At 51.9% G+C, this 18491-nt stretch carries 17 protein-coding genes; 8 read left to right on the top strand and 9 right to left on the bottom strand.

The genetic code is table 11. From position 1 onward, the window contains the following. Window positions 1–65: 65 nt before the first annotated feature. Complete coding sequence (locus HJG54_RS24565) at window positions 66–1733, top strand: iron uptake porin (protein WP_316431853.1); 1668 nt, start codon at window positions 66–68, stop codon at window positions 1731–1733. Window positions 1734–1747: 14 nt separating this feature from the next. Here HJG54_RS24565 and HJG54_RS24560 read toward each other — a convergent pair whose 3' ends face one another. From HJG54_RS24560 to HJG54_RS24550, 3 genes are all read right to left on the bottom strand, one after another. Beyond that, complete coding sequence (locus tag HJG54_RS24560) at window positions 1748–2320, bottom strand: DUF2808 domain-containing protein (protein WP_316431852.1); 573 nt, start codon at window positions 2318–2320, stop codon at window positions 1748–1750. 470 nt (window positions 2321–2790) lie between these two features. Next, window positions 2791–4254 (bottom strand): ATP-binding protein, encoded by a 1464-nt coding sequence (locus HJG54_RS24555; protein ID WP_316431851.1) that lies wholly within the window; start codon window positions 4252–4254, stop codon window positions 2791–2793. A 40-nt stretch (window positions 4255–4294) separates the two neighbouring features. After that, window positions 4295–5824 carry a sensor histidine kinase gene (locus HJG54_RS24550; protein ID WP_316431850.1) on the bottom strand — a complete coding sequence of 510 codons (1530 nt, stop codon included), beginning with the start codon at window positions 5822–5824 and terminating at the stop codon, window positions 4295–4297. A gap of 545 nt (window positions 5825–6369) precedes the next feature. Between HJG54_RS24550 and HJG54_RS24545 the strand changes: the two genes are divergently transcribed. The 4 genes from HJG54_RS24545 to HJG54_RS24530 all read left to right on the top strand — a co-directional run bounded on the left by HJG54_RS24545 (window position 6370) and on the right by HJG54_RS24530 (window position 10231). Then, window positions 6370–7542: an RNA-guided endonuclease InsQ/TnpB family protein gene (locus tag HJG54_RS24545; RefSeq protein ID WP_316431849.1), complete on the top strand. Its 1173-nt coding sequence runs from the start codon at window positions 6370–6372 to the stop codon at window positions 7540–7542. Window positions 7543–7597: 55 nt separating this feature from the next. Continuing rightward, window positions 7598–8788, top strand: coding sequence for a P-loop ATPase, Sll1717 family (locus HJG54_RS24540; RefSeq protein WP_316431848.1), 1191 nt, complete (start codon window positions 7598–7600; stop codon window positions 8786–8788). Window positions 8789–8946: 158 nt separating this feature from the next. Continuing rightward, window positions 8947–9633: a magnesium protoporphyrin IX methyltransferase gene (gene bchM / locus HJG54_RS24535; RefSeq protein ID WP_316431847.1), complete on the top strand. Its 687-nt coding sequence runs from the start codon at window positions 8947–8949 to the stop codon at window positions 9631–9633. 169 nt (window positions 9634–9802) lie between these two features. Then, entirely contained in the window at window positions 9803–10231 is a 429-nt protein-coding gene (locus HJG54_RS24530; RefSeq protein ID WP_316431846.1) for a hypothetical protein, read from the top strand. 127 nt (window positions 10232–10358) lie between these two features. Here the strand turns inward: HJG54_RS24530 and HJG54_RS24525 are convergent, their stop codons facing one another. The 4 genes from HJG54_RS24525 to HJG54_RS24510 form a co-directional block, all read right to left on the bottom strand. After that, entirely contained in the window at window positions 10359–11090 is a 732-nt protein-coding gene (locus HJG54_RS24525; RefSeq protein ID WP_316431845.1) for a class I SAM-dependent methyltransferase, read from the bottom strand. A gap of 55 nt (window positions 11091–11145) precedes the next feature. Further along, the gene (locus tag HJG54_RS24520; RefSeq protein ID WP_316431844.1) at window positions 11146–11850 is read right to left on the bottom strand and encodes a DJ-1/PfpI family protein; all 705 of its coding nucleotides are present in this window, start codon (window positions 11848–11850) and stop codon (window positions 11146–11148) included. Between the two features lie 135 nt (window positions 11851–11985). Continuing rightward, window positions 11986–12261 (bottom strand): DUF6220 domain-containing protein, encoded by a 276-nt coding sequence (locus HJG54_RS24515; protein ID WP_316435667.1) that lies wholly within the window; start codon window positions 12259–12261, stop codon window positions 11986–11988. A 12-nt stretch (window positions 12262–12273) separates the two neighbouring features. After that, a complete protein-coding gene (locus HJG54_RS24510) occupies window positions 12274–12417 on the bottom strand; it encodes a hypothetical protein (protein ID WP_316431843.1) in 144 nt (47 codons plus the stop codon). Between the two features lie 122 nt (window positions 12418–12539). Between HJG54_RS24510 and HJG54_RS24505 the strand changes: the two genes are divergently transcribed. Beyond that, window positions 12540–13250 (top strand): LuxR C-terminal-related transcriptional regulator, encoded by a 711-nt coding sequence (locus HJG54_RS24505; RefSeq protein WP_316431842.1) that lies wholly within the window; start codon window positions 12540–12542, stop codon window positions 13248–13250. Between the two features lie 27 nt (window positions 13251–13277). Here HJG54_RS24505 and HJG54_RS24500 read toward each other — a convergent pair whose 3' ends face one another. Continuing rightward, window positions 13278–14402, bottom strand: coding sequence for a site-2 protease family protein (locus tag HJG54_RS24500; protein ID WP_316431841.1), 1125 nt, complete (start codon window positions 14400–14402; stop codon window positions 13278–13280). Between the two features lie 547 nt (window positions 14403–14949). On the opposite strand from HJG54_RS24500, the gene HJG54_RS24495 reads away from it, so the two are divergent. Both HJG54_RS24495 and HJG54_RS24490 read left to right on the top strand, forming a co-directional pair. Continuing rightward, entirely contained in the window at window positions 14950–15204 is a 255-nt protein-coding gene (locus tag HJG54_RS24495; protein ID WP_316431840.1) for a hypothetical protein, read from the top strand. A gap of 215 nt (window positions 15205–15419) precedes the next feature. Next, window positions 15420–15971 carry a DUF937 domain-containing protein gene (locus tag HJG54_RS24490; protein ID WP_316431839.1) on the top strand — a complete coding sequence of 184 codons (552 nt, stop codon included), beginning with the start codon at window positions 15420–15422 and terminating at the stop codon, window positions 15969–15971. Window positions 15972–16191: 220 nt separating this feature from the next. Here HJG54_RS24490 and HJG54_RS24485 read toward each other — a convergent pair whose 3' ends face one another. Further along, window positions 16192–18471 (bottom strand): DUF4912 domain-containing protein, encoded by a 2280-nt coding sequence (locus tag HJG54_RS24485; protein ID WP_316431838.1) that lies wholly within the window; start codon window positions 18469–18471, stop codon window positions 16192–16194. Between the last annotated feature and the right edge of the window lie 20 nt (window positions 18472–18491).

Here is an 18491-nt window from a genome sequence, read left to right as displayed (position 1 = left end):
ATTCAGGCGGAGGTCCAAGCAAGGCTGTGGGGAAGTGGTTGCTAATTGTTCCAGTTTGGTTAGGGATGAGTTTCAAGTTCACTGAGGTTGCGGTCGCTCAATCTACGGTCGCTCAATCCAGGATTGTTGAACCCGACTTCGCTCCTGAACAGGTGATTGACAGATCCGAAGGGATGCCGATCGAAGATAGGAGTCAGGAGTCAGGCTTCCCAGAGCGTCAGCCGACGGGAGTTAGGAGTCAGGAGCCAGAAGCCGGCAGTGTCGTCGCAGTTGACGGGGCAATGGGGGGGCAGGTGACTTCTGTTTCCCAGCTCTCGGATGTGCAACCGACGGATTGGGCTTATCAGGCTCTGCAACTGCTGATCGAAAACTATGGCTGTTTGGTGGGCTATCCTGACCAGTTGTTTCGGGGCAACCGTGCTCTAACGCGTTATGAATTTGCGGCTGGCCTCAATGCCTGCCTCAACCGGATGCAGCAATTACTAGCAACCGAACTGGAGCGCTATGCGACCCGAGCCGAACTAGCGGTTGTGGAACGGTTGATGTCGGAATTTGCGGCTGAATTAGCGGCCCTTCAATCCGATATCACGAATCTGGAACAGCGATTTGCCAATCTGCAATCAGCTTCAACCTTGCGACTTCAAGGAGAGACGATTTTTGCGATTAGTGAGGTTTTGGCTGGGGATGAAGAGGGGCTGAATAATCCGGTGTTGCAAAGTCGCACCAATCTCACCTTTGATGCCAGCTTTAGTGGAGAAGATCGGCTGCGGGCTACTTTAGAGTTCGGCAACTTTGAGCGCTTTATGCTTCCGGAGTCTACCAACGAAGGGCGACTCAGTTTTGCGACCGGCACCGACGAGGGCGAGATCGGCTTAGATACGCTGTCCTATGAATTTCCGGCGGGAGAGGATATTACGGTGCTCGCAATTGCCAAGGGCGGCAATTTGAATGATTTCATTACCAATATCAATCCCTTGTCTAGCAGCGGTACGGCCACAATTTCCCGATTTGGGCAGCGCAATCCGATCTATCGCGGCTCTGGTTTCGATGTGGGCACGGGCATCGGAGCCAATATTTTCCTACTGGATGACCTATCGATAGAGGTTGGCTACATTGCCGCCAACAGTTCCAATCCCAGCCTAGGCAATGGCCTGTTCAATGGGGGCTATGGGGTGATTGGTCAGATTACAGCCACACCTGAACCACTGGAGCTATCCCTTACCTACGCCCACTCCTATGTTCCAGACGGCGGCAACAGCACCGGCACCGGCAGCATTCCAGCAACTGTTGAGGTTGAGTATACGGACGCAGAAAACACCCGTCCGGTAGTCGTCAACTCCTATGGCCTCGGCATTAATTACGCCATCAACGATGGCTTTCAACTGGGAGGCTGGGTCGGGCATTCTGCCGTGCGAGCGATTGGCCTAGGGGATGCCGATGTTTGGAACTATGCGGTGCATCTCAGTTTCCCTGATTTGGGCGGTGAAGGCAATTTGGGCGGCATCATCGTTGGCATGGAACCCCGCTTGAGCGGGACCACACCTGGGCTAGGAGCAGCATTGGGCAGACGCCGGGATCTAGATGTTGGTCTGCATGTAGAAGGCTTCTACCGGATTGCTCTCAGCGATAACCTGTCGATTACACCCGGACTGATCTGGCTAACGGCTCCTAACCACAATGCCGCTAATCCCGATGTTTTGCTGGGCACAATCCGAACCACCTTTCGGTTCTAGGACGAAGCCGCTGCCTAGAAAGAAGTCTCCGTTTCCTCGAAGAAATTGAATTGGCCAAAGCCGAGGAACTGTCCGTGGCTAGAGGTGCCAACCGGATAGGCCGTGACACCAAAGAGGTAGGTGCCTCCTAGGCGCGGATTGCGTTCGGGTCGTAGCCCGACAGTAACTGTGGTTCCCGGTGGAATCGGCGGATCAAACATCAGGGTGAGGGTTTGGGTTTCCGGGTCAAACTCAGTGGCAGCTAGGTTAAGGGATTCGCCTCGCTCGGTGCGGGTGCCAGTAAAGGCGACGCTGCGCTCAGTGCGGAAGCGAATCTGACGAGTTTGGCTGGAGCCATTCTGCTGTTGAATTGCAACCTGCCCTAGTGGCTCTCCAGCCTGTTGGGGCAGCTCTAGCGTGAAGTAGTAGATTGGATTGCGAACAAAGGTTTGGGTTTTGGTTGCAGTGGCTTCAACTAAGCGGGGCGGATAATCAAAATAAACTTTGCCACTGCTTAACTGCACAGCCTCAACGGCACGCGGAGCTATACTGGCCAACCCCACTGCCCCCACCCACGCTGTCAATCCTAAGATTGCCCATGAGGGCATCGATTTTTGTATGGTTTTTGGTATGGTATTTTTTATGATTTCCTGCACAAATCGGCTCAGAATTAGTTCTCTTGTAATTAGCTTGCTTGTAATTAGTTTACTTGTAGTTAACTTGCTTGTAGTTAACTTATTTGTAGTTAACTGTGTCACACCTAGTTTTTGCTGCTCTGCCATTACCGATTCTTTCATTCCTCAAACCGTTATTTCTCAAGCAGTATTCTCCAACATTAGAATAATCTAGAGGATTGCAGAAAATTATAGCCGTCGCCACGACAGTTAGGACAGAGGCATTGTCGTGAGCGCGCTTCGCGCCCACAACGATGGTCTATATCTTCTGGCAAACACTATAAAAAAGATTTTTGTTGCTATAGAACTGCCTGTAAGTTGAGGCTACAGCAGCGGGGTAAGACGGTTATGAAATGGAGATGAGAAAGCTTTCATGTTGCGGACTGGTTGCATAATTTGAGGGGTTAGTCTTCTGGAGGCTGTAGCGGCAGGATCAGCGTAAAGGTTGAACCAACACCAACCTGGCTGGTGAGCGTAACTTTGCCGCCGTGTGCTTCTACCACAGCTCGCACAATTGGCAACCCCAACCCTGCCCCATCCGAGCGTCGGTAGCGGTGGGCTGCCCGGGCAAACCGCTCGAAGATCCGCTCCTGATCGCTGAGAGCAATCCCTTCACCCGTATCCCGGATCCAAAGCTGCACCTGAGTAGAGCGAACCGATGCACCTAACTCGATCAAATCTCCCATGCGGGTATGCTGTACCGCGTTCTGGGCTAGGTTAATCAAGGCTCCGGTTAACCGCTGCCGATCGCCTCTCATCTGCCCCGTACCTCGAATCGTCAGCCGCCAATTGCGATCGCCCAGGGGTTGAATTTTGGCAAACACTTCTTCGATGAAGCTGGGAATGTCGATTGTTTCAAGCTGCAAGAAGTTGGGCTGTTCAGCCCGGACCAGCAGGATCAGATCATTCACAAAGCGATTCATCCGATCTAGCTCATCGATCACCAGGTTGAGAGTTTCTTGCTGTTCTTCCGATTCTGCATCCAATAGCTCCAGGTGGCCGCGAATCACCGTCAAAGGGGTGCGCAATTCATGGCCCGCATCGTTGATAAAATTCTGCTGGGCCATAAAAGCCGACTGCAGCCGGTCGAGCATTTCGTTGAACGTATGGGTCAGGTCGGCAATTTCTCCCGTTCCCTTGACTGGAAGACGCTGAGTTAAATCCGATTCACTCACTGAGCGAGCAGTGACGGCTAATTTCTGCACGGGTGCTAACAATTTGCCAGTTACCACCCAGGCGAGGGCAAAGGCTCCCAGCACCACGCCAGCCGCTACCTGAAAAAAAATGGCGGCGCCAGCCAGCGCTTCCTGCCGTTCCCCCGCTGTGGTGTGGACGCTGATAAAAACCCCTTGCACTTCGCCATCTACCTCAAGCGGCTGGGCCAGATACAAAATATTGCCAATTTCTGGATCGGAGGAGGATCGCTCACCCTGAGCGGGTGCAGTCAGGTTGGCCCAGTAATTCATCAGGGTGGAACCGGGTTGGATCACGTCTGGCAAGACTCTGGGATTCGCCTGGTAATACTCACCCTCGATCGTGAAGATCAGATAATTGTCATCTTCCGGAACTCGTCTGGCTAAAAAATCGACAATAAACTGCTTTAGGTCGCCAACAGACTGAGCGGGCTGCTGTTCCCACAGAGCATAGGTGTCCTGAAAGCTTTCCATTTCTTCGGCCAAATCCTCTCGCACCCGGTTATCGACGCTGGCGAGAAACAGCAGCAGAAAAATCGGCGTCGCTATCCCTGATAGCAGCAGCAGCAGCAGCAGATACACTATTAAAATCCGAGTCCGAGTTGCACCCAAAACCTGCTGCCACCAAGGACGCGAGGTTGATCGAGGCTGGGTTGCGCTAGGGATGGCAGTCACGGTAGTACCCTTCCTATCTAACTATCGGATCTAAACTGATCTAACTAGATTGGGGCAACTGATTTCTTTGACCGCAGGTCAGTAGGGGCAGCACCAGAGTAAAGGTAGACCCTCGACCAACTTGACTATCTAACTCTACATGCCCATTGCACGCCTGCACAATCGCCTGCACAATTGCCAACCCTAATCCGGCCCCTTCAGACCGCTGTGAGCCAGAAAGGCGAATGAATCGTTGAAAAATCCGCTGCTGATCGGCTAGGGCAATGCCAGTACCAGTATCGCGGACCCACAAGCGCAGTTTAGCTTCAACGATCGTGGCTCCCAGGGTAATCTTTCCATCGTCCGGCGTATGCTGCACCGCATTATTTACCAAATTCAGCACCGCCTGGGTGATGCGCTGCCGGTCGAGGTACACCTGCTGAGTGACGATTTCTGGCTCGATTGCTAAGCTGCACTCGCAAACAGCTAGCACCTTGGCTTTGCTGTGCAGTTCATTTAGGAAGGCTCCCAGTTCCACCACTTCAGGTCGCAAAAAATCGGGCTGATCGGCTTTGGCTAACAGCAACAGGTCGTTGACAAACCGTTTCATCCGGTCCAGCTCATCGGCAACTAAGGCGAGAGTTTCTTGCTGCTCGACGGGGTCATCTCCCATCAGCTCCAGATGGCCCTCGATGATGGTGATGGGTGTGCGCAGCTCATGGCTAACGTCGTTGATAAATTGCTGCTGGCCGGTAAAGGCTCCCTGCAAGCGGTCCATCATTTCATTGAAGGTTTTAGCCACCTCCGCCAGTTCGTCATTGCCTTCGACTTGCAGCCGTTTCGACAGATCTGATTCGCTGATACTACGAACCGTCCGGGCCATTGTTCGCAGTGGGCGCAGCACCCGACCGCAAACTAACCAGGCAATCAAAGAGGCAATCAGCAAAATGGCCAGCTTCACCAAAATCACGGTTCTCATGGTGGCTCGCACTTCACGATGCTCATCAGCCGCAATGTAAGCCGAGAGGAAGGTCCCCTGAAGTACGCCTGCAATTTCGATTGGCTCAGCGTAATAGATCACCCGAATCACCTCTGGATCCCGTACCGACTGCTCGCCGTGAGTTGGCTGTTGCAATGCCTGCCAAATTTCCATTAACTCAGAGCCAGGCTGCATTGCCTCTGGTAGTTCTACTGGGCTAGCCTGAAGAAATTGCTGCTGCAAAATGGCAATAAAGTACTGATCTTCTTCAATCGGCTCGGTTTGGAGATAGTCAAGCATGAAGCGGCGCAGTTGCTCAGTGTTGCGGATCTGAGCCGTCGCTAACTCCTGCCGAAACTCAGCCACCTCTTCCACAACTTCCTCTCGCAGGCGTTGATTCACCTGCTCCGACACGATGCGATAGGTCACAGGAGTCAATAGCCCGATGAACAGCACAATCAGCCCGATGTACCACATCCAGATCCGCGTTCGAGTTTCCCGCAACAGCAGACGCCAGTTGGGATGAGTTTGGGTCGGCGGATCGGCAGCAATCTGGTCGGCTGGTAGCGTGTAAGGATTCATGCGGTGGCCTAAATTAAGAGAAGGAGGCATGGCACTACAGGCGGTAAAACGATTCAATCCAGTTGCTGTACCGCATTTTCAACTGTTTTGTGGTCTCTAATTTGTGGTCTCTAATTTGTGGTCTTTAATTTATAGTCTTAATTCATGGTCTCAACAGGACAAATTTCATTACAAATGCACCAAACACACGACCAAAGCTGACATCGTTCTCAACTGAATCATTCAGCCAATATATAGCAATCCTAGATCAGTTACGAAAAGGTAAGTCAAAAGCTCAAAGCTAGAAGACTTCTTGACCCCGACTCCTACCTCCCAACGCCCGACTCCTGATTTTCAGCTGCTAACTCCTGGCTCTTGACTCCTGGCTCCTCAACCAAATCACCAAACCCAGATCTAATGCCGAATTCAACTAGAGATCACGACTAAAATTCTCCTGATCAAAGTTCCAACGATATTCATCAGGTTCTCCGAGAAATCCCCATCCTCGCGTAGCAGGTGGGGGAGGGATAGGAGCGGCATCCGTTTGCCTGATTGAACACTGGCATCCTCACAAAAGAAATGCTGTAATGTGAAATATGGAAAAAGCCTTCAGTTACCGTCTCTATCCCACGTCAGAACAGGAACGTCTCCTGCGTCGAACTTTGGGCTGTGTACGGTTGGTTTACAATCGGGCACTGGCAGAACGGACTGAAGCATGGTATTCGAAACAGCAGAGGTTTGGCTACAACCAGACCTCTACAATGCTGACCGAATGGAAAAAACAAGATGCCCTTCAATTTCTGAATGAGGTTAGTTGTGTTCCCTTACAGCAGGGATTGAGACATTTGCAAACCGCCTACACCAACTTCTTTGCGGGTCGGGCGAAATATCCCAACTTCAAGAAGAAGCGCAATGGTGGCAGCGCAGAATTCACCAAGTCTGCGTTCAAATGGAAAGACGGAAAAGTGTTTCTGGCAAAGTGTGCTGAGCCGTTGGATATCCGATGGTCGAGACAGCTTCCAGAGGGCACTGAACTGTCTACTGTGACCGTCAGGTTGAACCCTTCTGGTCAGTGGTACATCAGCATTCGCTTTGATGACCCGCGAAACTTGAAACTGGAACCCGTTGCTCAATCGGTGGGTTTGGATGCTGGACTTAGCAGCTTGGTGACGCTTTCCACGGGTGAGAAGATTGCCAACCCTAAGCACTTTAATCGCCATCACAAGCGGCTGAAACGAGCGCAAAAAGCTTTGAGCCGCAAGGAGAAGGGTTCGCGCAATCGAGATAAAGCACGGATAAAGGTTGCTCGGATTCAACAGCAAATTTCCAATTCCAGGAAAGACCATTTGCACAACGTCACGACACGGTTGGTCCGTGAAAACCAAACGATAGCCGTGGAGTCGCTGGCAGTCAAGAACATGGTCAAGCACCACAAACTTGCCCGTTCCATCAGCGATGCGGGATGGGGCGAGATGGTGCGGCAACTGGAGTACAAGTGCGAGTGGTATGGTCGAACCCTCGTCAAAATTGACCAGTGGTTTCCTAGCTCTAAACGCTGTGGGAACTGCAGTCACATTGTCGATCGCTTGCCGTTAAACATTCGTGAATGGGATTGTCCTGCGTGTGGATGTCACCATGATCGAGATGTAAACGCGGCTCGTAATATTTTGGCGGTGGGACACACCGTGTCAGTCTGTGGAGCGACCGTAAGACCTGAAGAGAGTAAATCTCGGAAGGCAGGTGCTAAGAAGCAGAAACCTAAGTCGTGAGTCTTAGGAATCCCCACCCTGCTAACGCGAGGGTGGGGAGGATGTCAATATCTGGTTGATTATCTTCAAAAAACTTCAGGCCTACGATGTGCGGATTCGCGCCGCCTGCATTTTTGGCGACCACAACGGGAAAGTGGTGGATTTTCTGCGGCTGACGCTGAAGGGATTGCTGAATCACTTCCTCTCATTGGAAGATAACCTGTTCGACAAGCTAGAGGAACTGCTAGCCGATGAACGAGTCAAAGCCGGTCGCGCTGCCGTTCTAGAATTAGCGCGTTACAAACCAATTATCGTTGCAGTTGATACTTTGGAGAACTACAATATAAACGATGATGTGATGATGCGAGCGACGGCAGCCTTAATTCAGCATGGCTCCGAATTCAACCGCGACTATGCTCGCAAGGGAATTCACTTGAAGATTTTTACAATGGCCGAGGTATTTCCCTACATTAAAGAAGAAGTGATTCTGAATACGCTAAAGTTTATTCGCAATGAAATTTACCTCAACTGGCGACCCAAGGATCTGATGCGGCTGATTAGCTGGCGGCTGTATCACTACCTACAGGCAACCAGGCAGTTGGCTCCCGAATCGTACCAGATCGATTGGGACGACTACAACGACGTGCGCGAAAAAATGTGGACGCCGTATTTTGGCAACAGTCTCCGCAATAATGGAGGTACGCCGGAATTGAGCTTTCCCTATGTGCTGCGCCACACCCAAATGCGGCCTCGCCAGTTGATTGTGCTCTGTAATGCAATCGCCCATCGTGCCCAACAGCAGCGCACCTTTCCGTTTTTCCGGCCAGAGGATATTGTCAAAGCCGTGCTGCATGGCCAAAAGGCGCTAGCTGAAGAAGTGTTCAACTCCTACAGTTCGGTGTATCCCAAAGTGGGCCGCATTGTCGAGGCGCTGTCTGGCTTGCCGATGATCTTCAAAGGCAACGAGTTAGACAAACGCGCTCCCCTCACCGCTTCGGAATGGCCTGCTGGCGAGTACTCACCCCATGCATTTCGGCAGCTCGTGGCTGAGTTGGGCTTGGTGGGACGGATTCGCAGCTGCAACGAAAAGGCAGGGATTGTGGAAGCAACGTTTGAGTATAGCTCTGAATCGAGGCTGCCGCTGCTCGTCACTGATTATTGCGCCATTCATCCCATGTTTTATCAAAAGCTCAACATCAACGATCAGCGTAATTTTCGGGTCTACCCGTTTCCAGATCACGAGGATTTCCAAGAGCTAGAGTATTAAATAAACTCACTCCGCCGCAAGCGGCGGAGTATTTCGGTTCACATGACCGAATACGAACGCCCCAAGGGTTGGGGAATCTAACCCCAAATAGATTGAATGAGAATAACGTCCCGAAATCGTACTACTATCGTTAACTGTTGGGATCCTTGTGTTTAATAATGACGGCACTAGACGATAAGACAGTTGTTCGGGACTATTTTAATTCCACCGGGTTCGACCGCTGGCGGCGCATCTATGGCAATGGCGATGTCAACAAGGTGCAGCTCGATATTCGAGTCGGGCATCAAAAAACCGTAGACACAGTGCTGGCGTGGCTGAAGGCCGATGCTAATCTGGCCGGTCTGACCATCTGCGATGCGGGATGCGGTGTCGGCAGTCTCAGTATTCCCTTGGCGGAGTTGGGGGCCGTGGTGTTTGCCAGCGACATCTCCGAGAAAATGATCGGCGAGGCAAAGCAGCGGGCGCAGGCCGAATTGGGTCAGTCTACTAATCCCACCTTTGTGGTGCAGGATTTAGAAACGCTGAGCGGCAGATACCACACCGTGATTTGTTTGGATGTGATGATCCACTATCCGCAGGACAAAGCGATGGAGATGATCGCCCATCTCAGCAGTTTGGCCGAATCGCGTCTGTTGATCAGCTTTGCCCCTAAAACCCTCGGCTACAGCCTGCTGAAAAAAATCGGCGACTTCTTCCCTGGCCCCAGTAAAGCCACCCGCGCCTACCTGCACCGAGAGTCCGATGTGGTGAAAGCGCTGCAAGCCAACGGCTGGAAAATCGAACGCAATGCCATGACCAAAACCCGGTTCTATTTCTCTCGCCTCTTGGAAGCAACGCGAGCCTAGCTGGTGTAGGTGGGTGGGAATCCTGTAGACAGGCATGGCCCACATGTAGCATTGCCGCAGATGTTAGGGTGGATGGGTGAGGGCGTAGGGTAGCCTGGCAAGGGCTGAGACTATCTCTCCTTCACTATCCTTCCTGAATATCATTAGGACAGTGATTAAGGCTGGGAGCATGAAGCTTGGGACGAAAGTGGCGATTGGGCTGCTGCTTGGCTGGGGCATCTTGATTACGCTGCTAGCAACGGCGAAGCTGCTTGACCCCGATAATCCGCCGCAGGAGCGAGAAGAGGCTAAGGTAGCACTGGTAATGTTTGGCTTAGCTCCGGCCAGTTTGGGTGGATGGATCTGGTATGGGGCTAGACGACAAGCCCAACAGCAGCAGACCCAGCAGCTCCAGTCCCGCTTTTTTACCCTGCTGCAAAACAATAATGGTCACATCACCGCGCTTCAGTTGGCGATGGTAACCGGACTGGACGGCAACCTCGTCAAAGCCTACCTGGATGAGCAGGCCAAAGCCTTTGATGCCATCTACGATGTGACGGCAGATGGAACGGTTGTTTACTATTTTGAGCTGGCAAAGCGGCAGGGAGGGCTGGAATAGGGCAGGAAGGCGGCAGAAGGCAAGAGCTAGACGATTAAGAAGCTGCCTCTGAAGCCTCCAAAATCGCGACACTTGCACTTCAGCCACTCCTGCTTGACAGGATCGGTGCCTAAAGTATCAACAGACTCTAGATTGGTTTACGGGCAATAAAAGCGGCATGAGCGTTTGGCAGTTGGTCCTGACCATAACTGCGCATGATCTGCACCTCGAAACCGACTCGACCCAGTTTCTCAGCCATCTCTGTTGCCTCGTACAGCCGCAGCCGATGAACTTCCTCATCCCGCCGGTAATACTCTCCCACCCGGCGCAGTGTAATAATCCGACGAGTTAATAGCGACTGCACTCGGTCTTCCGTTTTCTCAACTAGGACAATCCAATCTTCTCCTTCCGTGAAGCTCTGAGTCCGGTCGGCTGCGGTTTGACCAGGTTCGGCAATGTCAAAGACAAAAACGCCACCCGGAACTAGGGCAGCGTAGATGCGGCGAAAGAGTTGAACCAACAGTTCACAGGTGTTGTCTGCGTCAAACAGGTAGTTAAAACATTCACCAACCGAAATAACCGCATGGCAAGATGGGATGTCGGTCTTAAACAGGGACTCAACTCGAAACTCAGCTTCTGGAACCCTGATGCGAGCAATTGCAATCATCGATGCAGAGATATCAACTCCGAGAACGGAATAGCCGGCTTTGGTGAGTTCCAATGCTGATAAGCCGCTGCCACAGCCCAAATCCACGACTAGACCTGCTGGAATGTTGTTTTGAGCCAAAATGCTGAGTATGCCTGGCGCAGATTTGAGCGCGTAATCTCTATGTCCAACATCATGAATGTACGCCAGATCTTCCCTGTACCACGCTTTCATGGCTTTGCTGCAATGGAGTATTCCACCAATTATGACAACCCATCTCACCATTGATTCAAGCTTGCACAACAGCTAACCGTGCCGCTGTTTGTCGCGCCGCTTGGCGAAATTCATCAAAGACAGCTTCGTATTTTTGCAGCACTTTTTGCGTCAGTTCGGGTCCGGCCAATTCTGGGCTACCCGTTCCATAGGGCGGATGGGAAGCATATTCCAGCGTCAATTCTGCTTCTTTGGCGGCATTCTCACCCCGCAACTTTCCTAGCGCGATTAGCCCAGCATTAAAGGAACCGGAAACCGGACTGGCCGTAATTCGGTTGCGATCGACCACGACTTCGCCGCCTTTGACTGGAATTGCTCCAAAGCTGGAAAGTTCATCGACTAAAGAGAAACTTGCCGTTGCTCGATAGCCCCTAAGTAAACCCGCCGCCCCTAACAGGAGGCTACCGCCACAAATTCCAATCAGGTATCTTGCCTTGGCACCTCGGTCGGCTAGGAACAAGAGAGCCTGATCAGACAACATGGCTGTGGACGCACCAATACACAAAACATCTAAATTCTCTGGACATTCCGTGAATGTTGTCGTAGCGTGCATTGGAAAAGTAGGATAACCAATGATGAGGTCTTTATTTTCCCAGATAAAGTGAATATCACAATTGGGAACAACACTGAACACGGTATAAATTCCGATGATGTCTGGAATATAGCAGTTCGGGCTGATAAAAATCCCAATTTGCAACTTAGGTGAATCTTGAGTAAACATGTTCATCTTCCTTTTAATATTCGGGTAGTGCTAAACAAGTGAGGATGTGCCGCGCTCCGCGCGGCACATCCTCATCCTAAAACCATTACTTCTTGAGCACTACCAATATTCGTACATATGTTAGGCCAGGTCTGACTAGGACTTAGCAGCCAACGCTGTATCGGCTTGTGGAAATGCCACCTGAAAGGCTCGGTGAACTAGAGTTGTAGAAGTTGAAAACAACAGAAACCCTGTGAGTGGGTGTACAACTCCGAGAGGCAACGGTGACTTTAGGTGAATCGTCAGAAATTGCAGAATTAGTAGTATTGGCAAACTGCTAGCAAGGCTGCGAATCCGACGCAAAAAGGGGCTGAGATAGGCCCATATCGTGAGAACAAGCGATACGCCCGCATAGCCACGTACCAGCCAAATATGTACACTCCACTATTCTGGATTGTAGAAATAGGCTAGTCCAACCGTCAGCACTTGGGCCACCAGGCAAAGGTTGAAGAGCACGGCTGCGACATAGAAGCCAATGTAGGACGGCTGACTCGATGGAGTTGGATCAATGCTAGAACTGATGATCATCCTGAGCTATCCTTGAAGGCAAATCAGTAGATAGATTGCTTTGATACTGCCTACGATAAAGTGCTTTCTCAACTCCGCCTAGACCTCGATCGAGTACACTTGGCTCAATTCAATCTAATTAAATGGCTATTTCTCTAAACGATCTCTTCGAGTTGATTGCCCATGCGGCGAATGCAGAAGAACTTCAGCAGCAGGTGCAGGTTGAAGTGCGTGAGTATTTCGCGGCCCAGCGAGCGCGGCTGTTTTTCCCCGACCAACTTTCGCTTGCAGACGCCAGTTTTCAAAACCGCTTCAAGATCGCCTTATCGGTGGAGCATAATCCGGTGTTGCGTTATTTAACTGAACGCCATGCCCCGGTCCACGAAGGATTAGTGGTTTCTCCCAAAACTTGGCGACTGATCTGTCCGCGTCCGGATCATTGGCATGTGATGGTGGGTCCGGTGGTCAACAACGGTCGTTTGATCGGTGGCGTGGGATTAACTCGCGATCAACATCATCCCGCCTTTGATGCCCAAAACTTAGCTGATTTGAGCGCTCTGTGTCTACATCTATCCACTCGGTTAGCCACCCTCACGGCCCAGCCGCACTTAACGCCACGTTTGAATACGGCCTGTTTGACAGCGCGTCAGGCTGAAATTGCCGAACTAGTTGCCCAGGGGTTAACTAATGCCGAAATTGGCGCAACCCTTTGCATTACAGAACATTCCGTCAAGCAAGCCTTGAAACGTATGTTTCGTAAACTGGAGGTCTCATCCCGGGCGGAAATGGTGGCGCGGCTTTCAACTCATCTAGCTACTGCTGCTGATAACAAGTCACTGTTGTCGAATCCTTAGCAACAACGACAGATAGCAAAGATTTGGCTAGGCGGTTTTAGCCTCAGCTCGACGCTGGAGTAGCTGCATAATCGATGCTCGTTCTAGCAAGCCAACTAATCTGCCATTCTCTTGCAACACTATCAGTTCGGGAAGCTTCTTTTGCTCTAACAGCGTTACCACATCCAGCAGCGGTTGATTAGAGATGACGGTTTCTACCTGTCCTTTGGGCTGCATTAGCTCGCGGACTGAAACATTCCACCAGTCGTTTGTCGGAATCGCTTTCATCGCATTCACTGAGATTTCACCAATCCACTGACCATCTTGATCGACGACAAAGTATTTTTGCCAGCTGGTCGGATTGCCGATAATGTGATTATTGGCAAACTCTCTCAGGGAACTTTCTGCTGCCACAATCGGGCTATTAGAGACAACCGCGTCTGCCGCTGTCAAACCACTCAATTGTTCTTGGACCGAAGCAGCCTGAGCATAGCGACCAGCATTCTGCAGCAAGAACCAGCCAATTAACAGCGTCCAGATACTACCAACATTGCTGATGCCCAGCAAATTCAACAATCCCAGCGAAATTCCAACCCAACCTAAAAACTGGCCAGCTCGGCTAGCAAAGGCAATGCCTTTGTATGGCTTGCCAGTAATCTTCCAAACAAGCGCCTTCAACACATTGCCACCATCCAATGGCAGACCAGGCAATAGGTTAAACAGAGCCAAGACCAAGTTGATTAGCGCTAGCGAACCCACCACAGCAGCTAGGGGGGCAGACAGACTAACAGAGGTATTGATCACAGTCAGCAGGCCAAACAGCACCAGGCTGACTAGCGGCCCCGCAATCGCTACCCAAAAGGCTTCAACCGGAGTTTTCGATTCTTCGCCCAAGCTGGCTAATCCACCAAAAATGAACAGCGTGATGGAGTTGACCGGGATTCCTTGACGCAGCGCTACCAGACTATGCCCCAGCTCATGGGCCAGGACGGAGGCAAACAGCAGCAAAGCGGTCACCAATCCCAAAAGCCAGGCACCCCCACCCAGGTAAGGAAATTCAGCACCAAGCTGCTGGCCATAGTTCCACGTGATCAGGGCTAGGATCAGGAACCAGGAAAAATTGACATAAAAAGGAATACCGAATAGGGAACCGATGCGAAGGTTGCCATTCATGGGATTCACCTCCAGACCTGACCTTGATCAGGCAAATTTGATGTTCAGTTTATTAATTCGCTATGTTCCCATCGTAACGGAATGTAATGACAAGTTAATCGTTGTTTGGGCAGAGATTCCCGCTAGCAGCAGTGCGGTCTTCCCACCCATAGAGGGAGATGGAGGGTCATATCAATCTCTATAGTCCGCCTGCTGCCTTTTTGAGTACGGCTGTCCCTACCAAAACCGGACGGCTTGCCCCAGACAAAGCAGAAACCACTTTGCTACTCTCTTAAAAGAGTTTCTGACAGGTGGTTGAAAATTTTGTAACCGGACAGCGGCTCTGAGAATTCGCCAGGTAAGGTGAATTTCAATCCGGTCCACTCCAGCCCTTCATCCAGGAAAATCCCAGCTCAGCGTTGTATTGATCCAGTATTCATCCACCAGGAAGATTACCGGTGCATCGCCGACCCAATCTTCAGCGGCTGATGGCGCGTTCCATCGGTTTTGACGGGTTTTCGCTTTATTGTCTTCTCTTGTTCACCATTTCTCTTTAGAGGTTATTCCCATGCTTCAATCCCCATTTCAACCCACTCATTTGTTGGTATCGCGGGCGCGTCAAACCCCTGTGCAGCTGATTCCGTCTGAACATGGCTGCAAAATTATCACTGAACTGGAATGGCAGCGCGGTCGGGAACCCGCGTTTGAGATTCGCCCCAAGCAAGGGTTCTTTTGCCAAGGCATTCCGGTGGTTGGCTATAGCTTGCAGCCACTGGCTGTCGAGGCACAGGCCCAACCAAAGGCCGAATCCATTTCTGCTTAACATCCTGCTCAAGACCAACCGATCTAGCTGGTTCAGACCTGGTCAGCTGTTCGATCTGACTTTCGTAAAGGTTTGAGAAAAGGTTAAAACTAGGCCAGTATGCGGCAATCAACGATACTAAATACTAATCAGTCAGCCGGATCAATCCGATATCGGCTAGTACTGCTGCAAAATGTTCTTAGTTTGTCCTTTGCTATTTACGAGGTCTAGTCAAGATGGGACTGTTTTTTGATGTATTGAGTGCGATTAATAATCCGAATCAAAACGCTAGTGTAGATCAATTGAGTTCAATCACCGGTACAGTCCAGCAGCTAGCTGCTAGCAACAATATTGAACCATCGGCCATGCAAACGGTGATGTCTAGTTTGGGAGGGGCACTGCGACCAGCGCTCCAGCAACAGGCAAGCAGTGGTGGATTGGGTAGTTTGATGGGGCAGCTTGCCTCTGGCCAACTCACAGGCGGTGCTGGTGGCCTCGGTGGCCTGTCTTCGCTGTTAACACCGCAACTCCAACAGCAAATTGCAGACACTGTTTCGCGCAGAACCGGAATCGGAGCTGGTACGATTCAGTCCATGCTGCCCGCCCTGATTCCGGTGGTGATGCAGTTACTGAATATGGGTGCCCCCAAGTCGGGAACAGGAATGAGTATGGGCGGGCTAGCCAGCAACCCATTGCTCACCACCTTCCTTGATAGCGATCGCGATCAGGACGTGGATCTAGGGGATGTGTTTAGATTTGCGACTCGATTTTTGAATCCTCCACGCTAGCAGTTTTGGCCGATTCTATTAGGATTGGCCGGGTCTGACTTTGTCTAATTTTGTCTGATTGCGCTTCATGTTGCCTGATTTTCAATGGTCCTCCTACATACATAAACAGAAATTGGGTAGAGCGATAGAATCCTGGCTACACAGCGCCTCCATCGTCTCTACCCAAACAAGCTCAAATGAGCAACTTAATTCATCAATCCAGTAGTCAATAACTTTGGCCCTAGCGGGGCGGAATATGGACCGGAGCCGAACGCGCAATGCGCAGCCAGCGCCCGTTATTCGCCAAATAGCCAATTTCAGCTACATACTCGCCTATATCCGGCACTGTGACATGGCGATCCCGGTCGGTTTCTTCGCAGTTGAACTGTTGGATACTGTGGGGCGCTTGCCGCTCCAGCTCGATGCCCGTGACATCGCAGATCCGCAAAATAAAGCTTTCCCCACCGTGCTGCTTGGCAATTTCCTTATGATGCTCCAGCACATCCCAGTAGGCATAGGCTTCCTGCGAATTTCGCGGCACCAGCACAATTTGGCTGCGCTTCACAACCCGTTGACGTGGAGCTGCTTCGGCAGCCGTTCCCAGGGCGGTTGCTCCAGCCAGTCCTGTCATGCCCAGGGCAGCACCAGTACCCAACTGCTCTTCTAGGCTACTGGTACTCAGGCCCTCTACCCGAAAATTATCGCTGAACTCGGCTCTGGGCAAATCATCGCGGGCGTCCGTTCTGAAGTCATCGATGCGCACGTCCGGTCCGGTCTCAAACCGAGATTCGCTCGGCGGATTGTCCATGAGCGGCATGCCACCCGACTGAAACGATTCGTTGAAACTGGGCAGCGTTGGAGGAGGAACTTCGCTAGCTGGAGGGGGGTCTCCAAAATCAGGACGGGTTTGGGACGTACCATCTGGGCCGATATATACCGGAGCCGAACGAGCCAAGCGACACCAGCGGCCTTGATAGGTGACATAACCCAGCTCCACCATATACTCCCGATCGGTTTGGGGAATTGGAATGTGCAGATCCTGATCCGATTCATTGCACTCAAACTGGTCAATACTGTGGGCCGGATGGCGTTCCAGGTCTTGCCCGGTCACATCATAAAGCCTGAGGGCTAGCTGCTGGCCGCCTTCTTCTTGGCGAATCCGCTGCCTGTGCGCTTCGGGGACTTCCCAATAGGCATAGGCATCCTGACTGTCGCGCGGCACCAGGACAATCCGGCTATTGTCTCCAGCTCGGTCTGCATCAAGTGCCGCCACCGCCACCGGAGTAGAAGCCGCCTCGTCAGTAGAGCGATCCGAGCCGCGCAGCAGCAGCCACAGCAAAACTCCCAAGGCCGGAATTGACAACAACCAGAGCCACCAGGGTAATCCAGTTCGAGTAGCCCCTGCATCGGCGGCTGGAGCTTGAGCTACGGTGCCATCTGGTGCGGGCGCTGCATTGGGATCAGCAGGCGCAGGAGATGGACTGGCCGCTGCATCCGGTGGTGGGGCGGCTGCATCCGGAGAGGCCGCCGCTGGGGGAGAGGTGGTACCGTCGGGAGAGGCGGCTGCGTCGGGGGAAGCTGCCTGTTCGGATTTGGGCTTAAAAATATCGAAAATATTAAAGCCGCCCTTGCTAACCGCTGCTGCTGCCGCTGCCGCTTCTTCCACACTCAACCCGGCTAGGGTCTGCTGATTGGCTGGTGCGGTGGCATAGCCGAGAAACGCCTGCGCCGCTGGATTGGCCTCCTGCTTGTAGACATAGACCATCGGTTGGGAAAAGGCATAGCTGGGATCGGTCGGTGGAGTGCCATAGATCGTGACGATCCGCACGTCCGATTGATTGGCAACCTGATCCACAATCGCATAGCTAATACCGTCATCGCCCAGCTGGCGAATCATGGCATCCACGTTCTCATCATCGACTGGATCGGCGGTTGCGCCAGCTTGAAAGGGAGCCGCCTGAAATACCGGATAGGCTTGCAGAGCTTGTCGGGTATCGCTAGCAGGCCGATCCACTACCCGAATCGGTTTATCGGGTCCGCCTACCTGTGACCAGTTAGTAATTTCACCCCGAAAGATCTGAGCAAACTGCTGATCGGTCAAATCACCCGGAAATGGATTATTTGCACCTACTACTATGGCGATTTTGCGTCGGGTGGCCGGCACTTCCACCAGGCCCTCAGCCTTTTCTTCTGCCGTCAAGGGGCGACCGATTGCCGCCACATCGATGCTGCCATCTCGCAAGGCTTGCAGCGCATCCGCGGTTCCCGTCTGCTTCACCTCGACCTTAGCATTAGGAAACTGGGCTTCAAAGTTTTGTTTCTGTACCTGACTGACAGCTGCCATACTGTTTGAACTGTTGATTCGCACGTTTGTGCCGGCAGGAACCTCAGCAGGCGAGGCCAATGGCGGAGATTGGGCCAGAGCTGCCTGCCGCAGCGATAGCATTGGCACCTCGGCAACCGTTGATAAGGCCAGTAAAACCGCTAAAGTCGTTAATGAAGGGGGAGGTTGTCGCATCATGTCCAGTAAACCTACTCAAT

Origin of the sequence: Leptolyngbya sp. NK1-12, assembly GCF_032598965.1 — a bacterium.
Classification (GTDB): domain Bacteria; phylum Cyanobacteriota; class Cyanobacteriia; order Elainellales; family Elainellaceae; genus Elainella.
This window is presented reverse-complemented; position numbering and strand designations above follow the sequence as displayed.

Bases quoted from the DNA above. Each gene is read 5' to 3' on its own strand.
- HJG54_RS24565 (WP_316431853.1), top strand. From the start codon at position 66: ATGAGTTTCAAGTTCACTGAGGTTGCGGTCGCTCAATCTACGGTCGCT.
- HJG54_RS24560 (WP_316431852.1), bottom strand. From the start codon at position 2,320: ATGCCCTCATGGGCAATCTTAGGATTGACAGCGTGGGTGGGGGCAGTG.
- HJG54_RS24550 (WP_316431850.1), bottom strand. From the start codon at position 5,824: ATGCCTCCTTCTCTTAATTTAGGCCACCGCATGAATCCTTACACGCTA.
- HJG54_RS24545 (WP_316431849.1), top strand. From the start codon at position 6,370: ATGGAAAAAGCCTTCAGTTACCGTCTCTATCCCACGTCAGAACAGGAA.
- bchM (WP_316431847.1), top strand. From the start codon at position 8,947: ATGACGGCACTAGACGATAAGACAGTTGTTCGGGACTATTTTAATTCC.
- HJG54_RS24530 (WP_316431846.1), top strand. From the start codon at position 9,803: ATGAAGCTTGGGACGAAAGTGGCGATTGGGCTGCTGCTTGGCTGGGGC.
- HJG54_RS24525 (WP_316431845.1), bottom strand. From the start codon at position 11,090: ATGAAAGCGTGGTACAGGGAAGATCTGGCGTACATTCATGATGTTGGA.
- HJG54_RS24520 (WP_316431844.1), bottom strand. From the start codon at position 11,850: ATGTTTACTCAAGATTCACCTAAGTTGCAAATTGGGATTTTTATCAGC.
- HJG54_RS24510 (WP_316431843.1), bottom strand. From the start codon at position 12,417: ATGATCATCAGTTCTAGCATTGATCCAACTCCATCGAGTCAGCCGTCC.
- HJG54_RS24505 (WP_316431842.1), top strand. From the start codon at position 12,540: ATGGCTATTTCTCTAAACGATCTCTTCGAGTTGATTGCCCATGCGGCG.
- HJG54_RS24500 (WP_316431841.1), bottom strand. From the start codon at position 14,402: ATGAATGGCAACCTTCGCATCGGTTCCCTATTCGGTATTCCTTTTTAT.
- HJG54_RS24495 (WP_316431840.1), top strand. From the start codon at position 14,950: ATGCTTCAATCCCCATTTCAACCCACTCATTTGTTGGTATCGCGGGCG.
- HJG54_RS24490 (WP_316431839.1), top strand. From the start codon at position 15,420: ATGGGACTGTTTTTTGATGTATTGAGTGCGATTAATAATCCGAATCAA.
- HJG54_RS24485 (WP_316431838.1), bottom strand. From the start codon at position 18,471: ATGATGCGACAACCTCCCCCTTCATTAACGACTTTAGCGGTTTTACTG.